The following is a 13911-nucleotide window of genomic DNA, read 5'->3' as shown; positions in this document are numbered from 1 at the left end:
CGAGTGCGCCTGGCGGGCGGCGCCTGCTGACGGATGACCCGCTCTATCAGCTTGGCTGAACCGCGCGGGCAGGCCAGATTTCAGTAGTTGAAATAGTTGAAATAGTTGAACTGGATAAACTAGATGAACAGGCCGATCAGCAGCGCCATGCAGACGCCGATCACGCCGATCAGGGTCTCCATCACCGTCCAGCTCTTCAGTGTTTCCTTCTCGGTGAGGCCGAAGTAGCGGCTGACCAGCCAGAAGCCGGAGTCATTGACGTGACTGAGCACGGTGGCGCCACTGGCGATGGCGATCACCACCAGCCCCAGCACCGGGCCGGACAGCGCCAGCGTATCGATCACCGGGGCCATCAGGCCGGCGGCGGTGATCATCGCCACGGTGGCCGAGCCCTGGATGACACGCACGGCGGTGGCGATCAGGAAGGCGAGCAGGATCGGCGGCAGGTTGCTGTCGGCCATCAGGTTGCCGAGCACGTCACCGACCCCGGAATCGATCAGCATCTGCTTGAAGACGCCGCCCGCACCGGTGACCAGGATGATGATGCCGGCGGGTTCGAGTGCCTTGGTGGCGACTTCCATCACCTGTTCGCGCGTCATGCCACGGCGTGTGCCCAGCAGGGTGAAGGCCATCAGGGTGGCCAGACTCAGCGCCACGAACGGGTGGCCGAGGAAGCCCAGCCAGCCGACCAGCGGGCTGTCGTCACCGAACAGGAAGCCCGAGACGGTATTGAGCACGATCAGCGCCAGCGGCAGCAGCACGATGGACAGGATCAGACCGAAGCCCGGGGCGCGCTGGTTGACCTCTTCATCGCTCATCACGCTGCCGGTATTTTCCATGTAATCCGGGATCCTGGCGTCGATGCGCGCCGCGATGAAGCGGCCGAAGATCGGCCCCGCGACGATCATCGCCGGCAGACCGCACAGCGCGCCGAACAGGATGACGTAGCCGAGATCGGCACCGATCAGCTTGGCGACCGCGATCGGCCCCGGGGTCGGCGGGATGAAGGAGTGCGTCACGGCCAGACCGGCGAGCAGCGGGATGCCGTAATAGAGCAGCGAGCGGCCGCTGCGGCGTGCCAGCGCATAGACCAGCGGCACCAGGATGATGAAGGCGACATCCAAGAACACCGGAATCGCGACCAGAAAGCCGGTCAGCGCCAGCGCCCATTGCGAGCGTGAGGTGCCGAAGCGCCCCAGCAGGGTGTTGGCCATGCGATCGACACCGCCGGACACTTCCAGCATCTTGCCGAACATCGCGCCGAGACCGACCACGGTGGCAACGAAGCCCAGGGTGTTGCCCATGCCGTTGGTGACGGAGTCGATGATGGCGTCGGGCTGCATGCCGGTGGCCAGTCCGACCCCCAGACTCACCACCAGCAGGGCAACGAAGGCATGCAGGCGCAGGCGCATGACGAGGTAAAGCAGCAGCAGGATGCCGCCGAGGGCGGCAAGGACGAGGGTGCTATCTGGGGACATGATGGCGAACTCTTGCGGCTGGCAACGGCGTGATCATCGGCCATTGCCCAAAGGCGTATTGTGTGAGGCGTCGTGGGTCGTGCAGGATGAAAGTTACCGGTAACATTAACGCTTACGCAATGATCCGAAAGGTGCATGAGGGACAAAAGTCTGTCGCGTCTGGCAGCTGACTGTCCGTCAATTGGCAGTCGCTCAGTGCGCGACAGCCGTCCCGAGGCGCCGGACAAGGGATTGATCGGCAACATCGGGTACGCTGGTGGGCCATCGTTTTCATTCAGGGGGAGAGGGTTTTCATGCAGCAGCAGGCAGAAGGAGCATCAGCGGTCGCGTCGATGCCGACCAGGTCAGAGGCTCTGGCAGCTCAGGGTGGCGTGCGTCTGGTGGTCATGGGGGTGTCGGGCTGTGGCAAGTCACACGTCGGGCAGCAGCTGGCGGCGTGCCTGGGCGCACAGTTCATCGATGGCGACGATTATCACGGTGAGGCCAACGTGGCCAAGATGGCGCGCGGCATCCCGCTGGATGACGACGATCGCCACGGCTGGCTGGCCCGTCTGGCCGAGCTGATCGAGGGTGCGCGTCGCGACGGGCGCAGTCTGGTACTGGCCTGCTCGTCCTTGAAGCGACGTTATCGGGATCAACTGCGTGGCGGGGACCCCGCGCTGGGCTTCGTGTTCCTCGAAGGCACGCGCGAGCTGCTGCTGGAGCGCCTCGAGGCGCGAACCGATCATTTCTTCAAGGGCGCTGACATGCTCGACAACCAGCTGGCGACGCTCGAGGTGCCCGGCGACGATGAAGGGCGCATCCACACCCTCGACATCAGCGCCACACCGCAGGCGCTGGTCGAGAGTGTCTGTCAGCAGGTCCTCGACACGCCGGAGCGCTAGTCGCTCGCCAGACGTCTCACGGCGCCAGACTGCCGCCGCGTATTACGAGGACAAAGTATCACGAGGACAGGCTACCGCCAGTCTGCAGGCTGAAGCCCAGGTCTTCCCACAGGCCGTGGGGCGTGGCGTCGAGATCACCGCTCAAGCGCGCCAGCAGCAGGGCGGCGGCGCGCTCGCCGATCTCGCGGCGTGGCGTGACCACGCTGGCCAGCGGCGGCCAGGTGCCGCGGGTCATCTCCAGGCCGTTGAAGCCGGCCAGCGCCAGCTGGTCGGGCACCGACAGACCGCGGCGCTGGCACTCGAACAGCCCGCCGGCCGCCAGGTCGTCATTGCAGCAGAACACGGCCTGGGTCTCGGGCCAGCGGGTCAGCATCTCGTCGAGCAGCTCGCCGCCCATGCGTACGCTGGAGGGGGCATCGGTGGTCAACAGCGCCTGCTGCGACAGGCCGGCGGCCTCCATCGCCGCACGCCAGCCGCCCAGGCGCTGTTCGACGCGGCGGTCCATGCGCGCACCGAGAAAACCGATATGGCGATGCCCCAAGGCGATCATGGCCTCGGTCATCGCGCGGCCAGCGGCGTGCTGGTCCAGTCCCACCGCCATGTCGAGCGGCGTCTCGCGCTTCTCCATGCACTCCACCACCGCACAGCCCGAGCGCGCGATCATCTCGCGGGTACGAGGGCTATGGCGACTGCCGCACAGCACCAGCCCGTCGATGCCGAAGGAGAGCCAGGTCTCGATCAGGCGCTCCTCTTCCTGCATCGAATAGCCGGTATGGCCGATCAGCAGCTGATAGCCCGCGGCGGCCAGCGGGGCTTCCAGGCCGCGATGCAGCTCCGAAAACACGGCGTTGGAGAGCGACGGAATCAGCAGCGCGATCAGCCGCGAGTGGCCGCTGGCGAGGCTGCCGGCCTGACGATTGGGCATGTAACCCAGCTCGCGGGCGCATTCGGTTACCCGCTCGCGCATCGCGGCGGAGACCTTCTCGGGCTGATTGAGCGCGCGCGACACCGTGACCTTGGTGACGCCCAGTCGGGCGGCGATATCGGCCAGGGTGACGCGCTTGAGGCGGGAAGCTTTGTGTGGCTGAGAGGGCATGGACATTCAAGCGGCTGCGAAGGAGGACAAGAGTGTCCCTGTTAAGGCAGCCCGGGAGCAAGCCTTGCCCGGCGGATCAGACGTGACTCAGCGAGAGCAGGAACAGGATCATCGGCGGCGCTGCCAGCGACAGCAGGAAGCCCGAGACGACGGCGACCGGGACGCAGGCCACGCCGCCGGTCTGCTGGATCACCGGTAGCGTGAAGTCCATCGAGGTGGCCCCGCCGATGCCGATGGCCAGCGGCGTGTAGCGCTGGATGGTCAGGGGGATCAGCACGAAGGCCAGCAGCTCGCGCGCCAGATCATTGAAGAAGGCGGCGCCGCCGAGAATCGGCCCGAGCTGATCACCGATCAGGATCCCCGACAGGGAGTACCAGCCGAAGCCGGCCGAGATCGCCATGCCCTGATTCCACTCCAGCGCCAGCAAGGGGGCCGCCAGCAGGCCACCGAGTAGCGAACTGGCCATCACCGTCAGCGCGATGATCAGGCCATGCCGATTGAGCAGGATCTGGCGCAGGCTCATGCCGGAGCTTCTGAGCTGGCAGCCGATCAGCGCCAGCAGCACATAGAGCGCCCATTCGGCGAGGGTGTCGGTATCAAGCTGGGTGCCGAAGGTCTTGAGCAGCACGCCGGCGCCGACCCCCAGCGCGACCACGGCGGCAAGGGTCAGCGAGCCGGACAGCGCCTGCCAGCGGGTCATCGGTGCGCCATCCACCGCCTGGGCGGGATTGGCGCGCAGCGGGCTGCGGCGCGACAGCCACCACAGCGCCAGCAGATTCAGCGGCGTGATGATGGCGAACAGCGTCAACGCCTGACCGCTCATGGCGGCCATGCCGACACTCAACTGCTCCAGCGCCGCCAGCCCCATGCCCATCAGGAACAGGATGAGATAGATGGAGGCATTGACCAGCCGATTGACCACCGCCAGGCGACCAGGATCGGTGAGGCGTACCAGATAGCCGAGTATCAGCGGCAGCAGAATGAAGATGAGACCCGACAGCATGACCCTTCCTTGGCGTTGCCACCCGGACAGCAGGGGCGGCGCAAGTGATTGATTGGCGGTGAATACCGCCGAAGGGCCTTACTATATCGGTTGGCGTGGAGTCTGGATAACCCCGCTAGCACCATTGCGCGAGAGACTTGCTGATGGCGTATCAGCGGGGCTTATGATCAGCCGCGCTAGAGGCGGGAGCTGTCATCACTGGCGGGCACTGCTCAGCTGGTTCAGGGTCAGATGGGCCGAGCGCGGCGGCACCTCGCCGTTGCGGTTGCCGTCCTTGTCCATGACGTCTTCGTAGTCGAGGTAATCGAGGCCGACCATCAGGCCCGGCCAGCGCGGCGCCAGCCAGATACGGTAGTGCTTGTGTTCGCGATGCTTGCGCCACGCCTCGATACGCAGGGTGCGGAAGGTGCGCTGTGCCGCCTGGCGCGTTTCCTGGCCCTGGATCTCGTACATCAAGGTGCGCTGGCGGCCCTTGTGGTCGAGATAATCCAGTGAGCAGGGCGTCGCGGCCAGACAGGCCTGCTCGCTCCATTGGCTGTCGACCTGCTGGCTCAGCAGTACCAGCAGGCTCTGACGGTCAGGCAGGCGGGTGTCGCCTGCCTCCGGCGCTTCCCGGTTGTAGTCCTTGCCGATGCCGGCCAGTCGATAGCCGGAGCGATAGCCCTCGGGCAGCAGGCGGCCCTCCGCGAGCGTGAAGCGGCCCTGCTCATAGCCACTGGCGACCTTGATGGAGGCCTCCATGCTGGCGATGTACAACTCGCCGCTCTGGCTGACGCGCTGGGTGATGGGCACGTCCGGCCAGCCATCCAGCACCAGGGTGTAGTGGGCGGTGAAGGGCACCGGCGCGATGCTGGCGACAGGCGCCAGGGGCGCCTCAGGGCCGACAGCGGCCTCATCGCTGGCCGCCTGGGCACTGCCCGCCAGCAGCAGGAGCGCCCCCAGGCCTGCGCGCCACAGGCGCTGCCATGCCGAGGTCTGATCGGCGCGTGTGGCGGTGCAAGCGCCGCGCCGCATGGGGGCTTGAGAGAAGTGAGACAAGGCGGAAGATGGCAGGGTCATGGTGACTCCCGAGACCGGCACTGGAGCCGTGGCCTGTGAATGGGGGTGTCGAGCGGTCAGGCAGCGACGGGGCAGGGCGACTGCACGTGATGATGTAATGATGTTGAGGCGATCCACAATCAAGCCAACGCCCGTCAGGCGGCCACGACGATATTTCAGCGCTTGCTCATGTGCAATGGATAGGTACTCTGTAACTGCCTTGTCCTTCCCGCCGCGCGCGGCGCGTACCTAGACGTTGGGTCCAATCAGGAGATCATCATGGCCAGCATTGTCATCATTGCCGGGGATTTTGTAGAAGATTATGAGCTGATGGTGCCGTTCCAGGCGCTGCAGGCGATGGGGCATCGCGTGGATGTCGTCTGCCCGGACAAGACGGAAGGCGATATCGTCAAGACCGCCATCCACGACTTCGAAGGTGATCAGACCTACACCGAGAAGCCGGGCCACAACTTCGCGCTCAACGCCAGCTTCGCCGAGATCGCCGTCGAGAGTTACGACGCGTTGCTGATCCCCGGTGGCCGCGCCCCCGAGTATCTGCGTCTGGATGAGCGTGTGCTGGCGATGGTGCGTCACTTCGTCGAGGCCGACAAGCCCATCGCCGCCGTCTGTCATGGCCCGCAGCTGCTGGCCGCCGCCATGTCGCTGGAAGGCCATCGCGTCAGCGCCTATCCGGCCTGTGCGCCGGAGGTGAAGCTGGCGGGCGGTGAGTTCGTGTCGCTGGAAGTGACCGACGCCGTGACCTCCGGCAAGCTGGTGACTGCACCGGCGTGGCCGGCGCATCCGGAATGGCTGCGTCAGTTCCAGGCGCTGCTGGTGTGATTCACCCCTGCTAGCCACGCCATCGCATCGGATGGGCTTTACGACACCCTGCCACTCGGCGGGGTGTCGTCGTTTCAGGCGGGGGCGTAAAACAGGCGTCGTTTCAATCGGCAAACGCCTCGATCCAGGCCCGCTGCGGGGCGAGCCGCGATTGCTGTGCGGCTCGCCATGCGGGATTGCCCAGCGTGGTGGCATAACGCTCGGCGTGATCACAGGCCAGCAGCAACCAGCTGCCGGCCAGCGACTCACCGCGTGCGCGCCTGAGCGCCAGCCTCTCGAGCAGCCCCGCGAAGGCGGTACCGGTGGAGGGGCCGACCTCAAGCCCGGCATGCTCGGCTAGCCACAGCGCGGCCGCCTGACTGCGCGCATCCGCGATGCGCCGGTAGTCATCGAAATGCGCGGGGTCGAATGCCTCCAGCACGCAGGGGCGGCCGATGCCTTCGATGGGGTTGGCCGCCTGCGGGACGGGCAGGCGGGTCGTACGGGCGCCGTGGGCACGATGGTGCTGCCAGCAGGCGTGATAGACGGAGTGCTCGGGGTCCACGCCGATCACGCGGGCACGATGGCTCCCGTGATGCAGATGGCTCCCCTGATGCAGGTGGCTCCCCTGATGCAGGTGGCGCTTGTGGCGCAGATGGCGCGCGAAGCTGGCGGCGCTGCCGCCGGTACCGGCGCCGAGAAATACCGCCTGCAGCTCGGGCAGCTCACGCGCGGCGATCTGTGCCAGGCACTCCCCGGGCAGGCTGGTGTCGCTTGCCCAGTCGCCGGCCCCGTCGCTGCGCCAGTCGCCGGCCGTGGCGGCAAGGCGGAATTGATTGATGAAGTGACCGCCGCTGTCATCGGCAAGCGCCTGTGCATGCTGACAGAGCCGAGCGGGGTCCTCGATTTCCACCACGCGCCCGCCCTCGCCACGAATCGCTTGCTGCTTGAAAAAGGCGGTGCCCCTGGGCACCACGGCAATGAATTCCAGCCCCAGCCTGCGTGCCAGCCACGCTTCAGAAACCGCGGTGGAGCCCGAGGAGGCTTCGATCACCGGGCTGCCGGGCGTCAGCCAATCCTTTTGCAGGGCCTGCTCGAACAGCGACATCGCCAGGCGATGCTTGAGCGAGCCGCTGGCATGCGCCCGCTCGTCCTTGATCAGGATGCGCGCCTCGCCCAGTCCGCGCAGGCTGAGTTCCAGCAGCGGGGTTACCGGGGTGGCGGCCTTCAAGGCCGCAAGCTTCATGAGGCTGCGTTGGCGCCATGACTCGCGCTGACTCGCGTGCGGGGCGTGCTGTGCTGTGGGCGTGCTGAAAGGCGCTATCGAGGGCGAGTCAGTGGTCGGCATGGCGGCATTTCCGGTCGCAGTAAGGAGCTTTCATGGTACGACCAGCCGCCAAGCAAAACTTGCCAGTTGTCATGGCGTGAGCCATGTTTCATGGCAAGAATTCATTGCGAGGTGAGGGTAATGGAGAAAATAGTGCTCGATGCCACGGACCGCGCCCTGCTGCGGCTGCTGCAGCGCGATGCCAGCCTGTCGTTGGCGGCGCTGGCGGAAGCCGTGCATCTGACCACGTCTCCCTGCTGGAAGCGCCTCAAGCGCCTGGAAGAGTGTGGCGTGATCACCGCACGGGTGGCATTGCTGAATGCCGAGCTGATCGGCATGGGGCTGACGGCCTTCGTGCAGCTCAAGACCCGCGATCACTCGCGGGCCTGGTTCGAGCGTTTCGTGGCCATCGTCGAGGAGATCGAGGAAGTCACCGAGTTCTATCGCATGGCCGGTGACTACGACTATCTCCTCAAGGTGCAGGTCGAGGACATGAACGCCTACGACCGCGTCTACAAGCGGCTGGTCAACACCATCGACGAGCTGAGCGACGTGTCGGCCCGCTTCGCGATGGAGCGCATCAAGACGACCACCGCGCTGCCGCTGTGATGGCTGTCAGGTGGTGACGTCTGATCGCCGGTTGAGCACCGCGCGCCAGCGCGCTCAATAACCGTGCTCGCGGCTGATACCGGTCAGCACCTCACCCCGCTGAATGCGGCGAATGTTGTCGGCCAGCTGGTCGGCGGCCTCGGCCACCGGGGTCGGCGCGGCGGCATGCGGCGTGATGATCACGCGCGGCTGGTGCCACAGCGGGCTGTCCTCGGCCAGTGGCTCGTGCTGGAAGACATCGAGCAGGGCGCCCCTGAGCTTGCCTTCCTCGAGCGCCGCGACCAGATCCTCCTCGACCACGCTGCTGCCGCGCCCCGGATTGATCAGCACAGCGTCGTCGGGCAGCGCCTGGAAGACGTCGGCGTTCAACACGTCTCTCGTCGCCGGCGTATTGGGCAACAGGTTGATCACCGCCTTGAGGCCGAGCGACTCGTCACCCAGTACTTGCTTGAGCGAGCGGCCGCCTGCGCCGGTCTCATGGTGGCAGGTCACGCCCTGCAACGTGTGGGCGCTGCGGCTGAAGCCATGTACCGGATAGCCGTCTGCCGCCAGTGATTCGGCGATCTGGCTGCCGATAGCGCCGAGTCCGAGCACAGCCACCGGGTACTGGTGGGCGCGCACCACGCGGTGCGGGGCCCACTGGATGTCCGCCTGCTGTCTGGCGTAGCGGTCGAAGTCACGCCGAAAATGCAGCAGGCCGTAGCGCACGTAATCCAGCATGTGGCTGGCCATGCCGGCATCGCTCAGCTTGAGCACCGGCACATCGTCAGGCAGTGCCGGGTTGTCGAGCAGGCTGTCGACGCCCGCGCCCAGGTTGAGAATCGCCTTGACGTCATGATCACGGTGGCGCTCGAACAGCGCCGCAGGCGGCGCCCACACCACCAGCACATCGCCCAGCATCTCGCCGTCATCGGCAACGATTTCCAACGGCGCTTGTTTTGATGACGGTTCCGACGATTGCTCCGACGACTCACCTTGCCGCGACCCCTTGGCGTCGGCGGTATCGCACAAGCGCTGACGCAGAGCATCGCACCAACGTTCGGCGCGTTCATGATGTACCAGTATTCGCATGCTGTTCTCCTCTTCAGGGACGCTGGGTGGCGGGTCGGGATTTTTGAGCTGTCCCGGCCTGTTCGTAGGCTCTGTTCGTGGCTCTGTGCAAAGGGGCTGGAGTTGTCGCCTCACCATGCGCCATTGTCTTGCGGGCATGGCCTGCTCGCGGGCGGCAATGGCGCAGGCCTTGCAAGGGCTCAAGCGAAGGGCGACAGTGCCAGAGTCGTCCTTTGACCCGTTGTTGGCAGAGTGACAGACTCGAATCCAGAGGGGAATTCGGATGTACGCATGTACGCCGACCCTGCCGACCCGCGGGGCGCATCGTTCGCTCGCGGCGCAGGCAGGCAGTGTCAGCCCGGTGTGGCTGGCAGGTCGGTCACCCGCCGCCTGGCCCTGCGTATGGCCACTGGCTCCGCCCCAACGTGCTGCTTGCCTCAAGGCCTGATCGAAAAGGAGCGCTGCATGAGTCAATTCCCGCCCCATACTGGTGCGCCCCAGCCAGCCTTTGCTGGCCTGGCCACCTTGCCCAGCAGCGAGGCACCGGCCACCGAGAGTGACTGGACGCCACGCGCGCTGTCCGCTGGCCGTCAGGCCTTCACCATCGGCGAGTATCGCGCGCGCATCCAGCGGGTGCGTGAGGCCATGGCGCGTGCCGGTATCGATGTGATGGTGATTTCCGACCCCTCCAACATGGCGTGGCTGACCGGCTACGACGGCTGGTCCTTCTATGTGCACCAGTGCGTGCTGCTGGGGCTTTCCGGCGAGCCGGTCTGGTATGGGCGTCGTCAGGACGGCAACGGCGCGCTGCGTACCTGCTGGATGGGGGAGGACAACATCCTGTGGTATCCGGATTACTACGTGCAGAATCCGGACATGCATCCGATGGAGTTTCTCGCCCAGTCCATCCTGCCGCAGCGTGGCTGGCACGATGGGGTCGTCGGGGTCGAGCTCGACAACTATTACTATTCGGCGCGGGCGCATCTGTCGCTGGTCAAGGAGCTGCCCCACGCACGGCTGGTGGATGCCAACTCGCTGGTCAACTGGTGTCGCGCGATCAAGTCCGAGCAGGAAATCGCCTATATGCGCGTGGCCGGGCGCATCGTCGAGCGCATGCATTCACGCATTCTGGAGATGATCGAGCCGGGCCTGCCCAAGAGTGCGCTGGTCGCGGAGATCTACCGGGTCGGCGTCGAGGGCGTGATCGGCCCCGAGGGTGAGATTCTCGGTGGCGACTATCCGGCCATCGTGCCGCTGCTGCCCACCGGCAGTGATGCCGCCGCGCCGCACCTGACCTGGGATGACACGCCATTTCGCCAGGGCGAGGGCACCTTCTTCGAGCTGGCCGGCTGCTACAAGCGCTATCACGCGCCGCTGTCGCGTACCGTGTTTCTCGGCCGCCCGCCGCGCGATTTCGTGCGTGGTGAGTCCGCCTTGCTGGAAGGCATCGAGAGCGGACTGGCCATCGCCAAACCCGGCAATCGCTGCTGTGACATCGCGCTGGCGCTGGGCGCGGCGATGGACAAGTACGGCTTCGACCGTGGCGGCGCGCGCTGCGGCTATCCCATCGGCATCAGCTATCCGCCGGACTGGGGCGAGCGCACCATGAGTCTGCGCCCCAGTGACGAGACCGTGCTGGAACCGGGCATGACCTTCCACTTCATGCCCGGCATGTGGATGGACGACTGGGGGCTCGAGATCACCGAGTCGATCCTGATCACGGAAAACGGTGCCGAGCCGCTGTGTGATGTGCCGCGCCAGCTGTTCGTCAAATAGCCTGCCGACAAGTGTCAGCAGCCCGCCATAACAAGGAGTGGTGTCATGCGAGAGTCCCCCGTCAGTCTGACCATCGATCTGTTCGCCGATGGCGTTCAGCACGGTTTCTTCAAGCTGCCGATCTCGACTGACGAGTCGGCGTGGGGCGCGGTGATGACCCCGATCAGCGTGATCGCCAATGGTGAGGGGCCGACGGTATTGCTGACCGGCGGCAATCATGGCGACGAGTACGAAGGCATCACCGCGCTCTACAAGCTGGCGGCGCGTCTGACTGCCGAGGACGTCAAGGGCCGCGTCATCATCGTGCCGACCATGAATGCGCTGGCGGCCAAGGCCGGGCGGCGTTGTTCGCCTCTCGATGGCGGCAACCTCAACCGCAGCTTCCCCGGCGACCCCACCGGCGGCCCGACCGAGCAGATCGCCGACTACTTCACCCGGGTGCTGGTGCCGCAGTGCGACTATGCGCTGGACCTGCATTCCGGCGGCCGCACCCTGGATATCCTGCCGTTCGCGGCCGCGCACCGTCTCGACTATCTCGAGGAGTCGCTGGGCGTCGAGCAGTGTCGTCTGCAGGAAGCCGAGAGCCTGGCCGGGGCGCTGGCCTTCGGGGCACCCTCGGCGATGATGATGTTCGAGCTGGACGCCGAGGCACTTTACGACACTGCAGTGGAGCGCCAGGGCAAGGTCTTCGTCACCACGGAGCTGGGCGGTGGCGGTTCCACCACGCCGGAGCGTCAGGCGATCGCCGACCGTGGCGTCGACAACTTCCTCGCCTTCAGTGGTGTGCTGCGCGAGCGCAGTCGCGCGGATCTGGAGCAGGACATCGAGCGCCAGCGTGCCAGCCAGACGAACGCGCCGCTGTTGATCGACATGCCGGATGCCAGCTGTTACGTGCAGAGTGAGCATGAAGGGCTGCTGGAGCTGTGCGTGGCACTCGGCGAGCAGGTCACGGCGGGCCAATGCGTGGCGCGGGTCTATCCGCTGGGGCGCGCCGGTCAGGCGGCGGTGGAATATCGCGCCGCCCGTGATGGCGTGCTGGTGGCGCGGCGCTTCCCGGCCCAGGTGAGTCTGGGCGACACCCTGGCGGTGATCGCGGAAGTCGTGGGCGACCTGGCGCGAGAGGCCTCATGAGCGTGAGCCCCTCCCGCTCGCAGCCAGCGCCGAAGCTGGATGCCTTCGATCTCAAGATTCTGGCGATACTCGAGCGTGATGGTCGCATCACCAAGTCGCGGCTGGCCGAGGAGATCAACCTGTCGGTCAGCCCGTGCTGGGAGCGCGTCAAGCGCCTCGAGCAGGCAGGCATCATCGAGGGCTATGCCGCCATCATCAATCAGCAGCGCCTGAGTGAGCAGCAGGGTGGCGCTGCTCCGGGGGCTGCCCCGCGCACGCCGGTGTGGGTCGAGATCCACCTCAAGCATCATGATGCCGGCAGCTTCCAGCGCTTCGAGCGTGCCATGCGAGAGGCGGATGAGGTGATCGAGTGCGTCGCCGTCGGCGGCGGGGTGGACTATCTGTTGCGGCTGGAGACCGCCAGCATCGATGCCTATCAGCGTCTGGTCGATCACTGGCTGGTGTCAGAGCTGGGCATCGATCGCTATTTCACCTACATCGTCACCAAGCAGGTAAAATAGGCGCGCCGGGCGCGGACTTGTCGTCATCTTGCCGTCCCGCTTTTCAGGCTCACTTTCTTGACTCACTTTCCTGGCTCATTTTCCTTGATCGCAAAGGGGATCGCACGATGGATCGACTCACTGCCATGCAGGTGTTTCGCGCCGTGGTAGAGGAGGGCAGTTTTGCGGGCGGTGCTCGTCAGCTGGGGCTATCCAACGGCATGGTCAGCAAGCAGATCTCGCGCCTGGAAGCCGAGCTGGGCGTTCGCCTGCTGATGCGCACCACGCGCAGTCTGCAGCTGACCGCCGAGGGCGAGCATTACCTGGCGGGGGCCTGTCGTGTGCTCAATGACCTTCAGGCGCTGGAAGACAGTCTTGGCGAGCGTCAGGGCGAGGTTCGGGGGCGCTTGAAGATGTCGGCGCCGATGGATTTCAGCATCCAGTGTCTGATGCCGGCCCTGGCGCATTTCCGCCAGACCTACCCCTTTGTCGAGCTCGACCTGCGCCTGGAGGATCGCCATGTCGATCTCATGGCCGAGGATTATGATCTGGTGATTCGCGCCGGTGCGCTGTCTGATTCCAGCCTGATCGCGCGCCGGCTGGCGGGTACCCAGGTCGGGGTCTATGCCAGCCCGGGTTACCTGGCCGAGAATGGCACGCCCGAGGTGCCGGAAGACCTCGCCCATCACCGCTGCCTGAATTACACCCAGCAGCGCGAAGGGCCGGTGTGGAGCTTCATGGTCGACGGGCGGCCACGCAAGATCCGCCTGTCGCCGACCTTCAGCTGCGACAGCGGGCGCGGGCTGGTCGAGGCCGCTGCCCAGGGCATCGGCATTACCTGCAAGCCGGATTTCCTGGTGGCCAATGACGTCGCCAATGGCCGCCTGGTGCCGCTGCTTGTCGACTACTGGTGCGCGCCGGTGGATATCCATCTGGTCTATGCCGAGCGCGACATGCAGCCGGCGCGCCTGCGGGCATTGATCGAGGTGCTGTGTGAGCACTTCGCGCGGATTGGCCTCACGATGATGCCCGACGTGCTTGCCACGTCATCGACAGCCGTTCGCGACACCACGGCCGTGAATGATGCCGGGCAGAACGATCTGCCATCGCTCGAGGCTGTGAAGCCGGGTCTGCGGCCGTGATAGACTCCGCGCCCTTGTCCCGTCTGTTCGAGTCGCCCGTCTCCATGATGATTGTCGCCAGCGGTATCTGCCGATGAGT

The 13911-nt window shown here is 65.8% G+C and carries 13 protein-coding genes; 7 read left to right on the top strand and 6 right to left on the bottom strand.

The genetic code is table 11. From position 1 onward, the window contains the following. Positions 1-119: 119 nt before the first annotated feature. Positions 120-1478 (bottom strand): GntT/GntP/DsdX family permease, encoded by a 1359-nt coding sequence (locus tag LCW13_RS14075; protein WP_043334321.1) that lies wholly within the window; start codon positions 1476-1478, stop codon positions 120-122. A 332-nt stretch (positions 1479-1810) separates the two neighbouring features. On the opposite strand from LCW13_RS14075, the gene LCW13_RS14070 reads away from it, so the two are divergent. After that, complete coding sequence (locus LCW13_RS14070) at positions 1811-2362, top strand: gluconokinase (protein ID WP_225347217.1); 552 nt, start codon at positions 1811-1813, stop codon at positions 2360-2362. A 58-nt stretch (positions 2363-2420) separates the two neighbouring features. Here the strand turns inward: LCW13_RS14070 and LCW13_RS14065 are convergent, their stop codons facing one another. From LCW13_RS14065 to LCW13_RS14055, 3 genes are all read right to left on the bottom strand, one after another. Then, positions 2421-3458, bottom strand: a complete 1038-nt coding sequence (locus LCW13_RS14065; RefSeq protein WP_107336079.1) for a LacI family DNA-binding transcriptional regulator — start codon at positions 3456-3458, stop codon at positions 2421-2423. A gap of 76 nt (positions 3459-3534) precedes the next feature. After that, positions 3535-4461, bottom strand: a complete 927-nt coding sequence (locus tag LCW13_RS14060; RefSeq protein ID WP_153636470.1) for a lysine exporter LysO family protein — start codon at positions 4459-4461, stop codon at positions 3535-3537. A 195-nt stretch (positions 4462-4656) separates the two neighbouring features. Continuing rightward, positions 4657-5520, bottom strand: coding sequence for a hypothetical protein (locus tag LCW13_RS14055; RefSeq protein WP_225347216.1), 864 nt, complete (start codon positions 5518-5520; stop codon positions 4657-4659). Between the two features lie 258 nt (positions 5521-5778). Between LCW13_RS14055 and LCW13_RS14050 the strand changes: the two genes are divergently transcribed. Further along, positions 5779-6339 carry a DJ-1/PfpI family protein gene (locus tag LCW13_RS14050; protein WP_043334317.1) on the top strand — a complete coding sequence of 187 codons (561 nt, stop codon included), beginning with the start codon at positions 5779-5781 and terminating at the stop codon, positions 6337-6339. Between the two features lie 103 nt (positions 6340-6442). Here LCW13_RS14050 and LCW13_RS14045 read toward each other — a convergent pair whose 3' ends face one another. Further along, positions 6443-7564, bottom strand: a complete 1122-nt coding sequence (locus LCW13_RS14045; protein ID WP_225347215.1) for a PLP-dependent cysteine synthase family protein — start codon at positions 7562-7564, stop codon at positions 6443-6445. Between the two features lie 234 nt (positions 7565-7798). On the opposite strand from LCW13_RS14045, the gene LCW13_RS14040 reads away from it, so the two are divergent. Further along, positions 7799-8254, top strand: a complete 456-nt coding sequence (locus LCW13_RS14040) for an Lrp/AsnC family transcriptional regulator (protein ID WP_043334316.1) — start codon at positions 7799-7801, stop codon at positions 8252-8254. 54 nt (positions 8255-8308) lie between these two features. Here the strand turns inward: LCW13_RS14040 and LCW13_RS14035 are convergent, their stop codons facing one another. After that, a complete protein-coding gene (locus LCW13_RS14035) occupies positions 8309-9325 on the bottom strand; it encodes a 2-hydroxyacid dehydrogenase (RefSeq protein ID WP_225347214.1) in 1017 nt (338 codons plus the stop codon). Positions 9326-9769: 444 nt separating this feature from the next. Between LCW13_RS14035 and doeA the strand changes: the two genes are divergently transcribed. From doeA to LCW13_RS14015, 4 genes are all read left to right on the top strand, one after another. Beyond that, positions 9770-11080: an ectoine hydrolase DoeA gene (doeA, locus tag LCW13_RS14030; RefSeq protein WP_084589510.1), complete on the top strand. Its 1311-nt coding sequence runs from the start codon at positions 9770-9772 to the stop codon at positions 11078-11080. 45 nt (positions 11081-11125) lie between these two features. Then, positions 11126-12211 carry a N(2)-acetyl-L-2,4-diaminobutanoate deacetylase DoeB gene (gene doeB / locus LCW13_RS14025; RefSeq protein ID WP_225347213.1) on the top strand — a complete coding sequence of 362 codons (1086 nt, stop codon included), beginning with the start codon at positions 11126-11128 and terminating at the stop codon, positions 12209-12211. Further along, positions 12208-12711, top strand: coding sequence for an Lrp/AsnC family transcriptional regulator (locus tag LCW13_RS14020; RefSeq protein ID WP_225347212.1), 504 nt, complete (start codon positions 12208-12210; stop codon positions 12709-12711). Before doeB ends, LCW13_RS14020 begins: the two co-directional genes overlap by 4 nt. Positions 12712-12818: 107 nt before the next feature. Next, positions 12819-13832 carry a LysR family transcriptional regulator gene (locus LCW13_RS14015; protein WP_225347211.1) on the top strand — a complete coding sequence of 338 codons (1014 nt, stop codon included), beginning with the start codon at positions 12819-12821 and terminating at the stop codon, positions 13830-13832. Positions 13833-13911 lie beyond the last annotated feature (79 nt).

The organism is Cobetia amphilecti, assembly GCF_020217465.1.
Classification (GTDB): Bacteria; Pseudomonadota; Gammaproteobacteria; order Pseudomonadales; family Halomonadaceae; genus Cobetia; species Cobetia amphilecti.
Note: the sequence above shows the minus strand (reverse complement) of the source record. Positions and strands in the feature narration are given on the sequence as shown.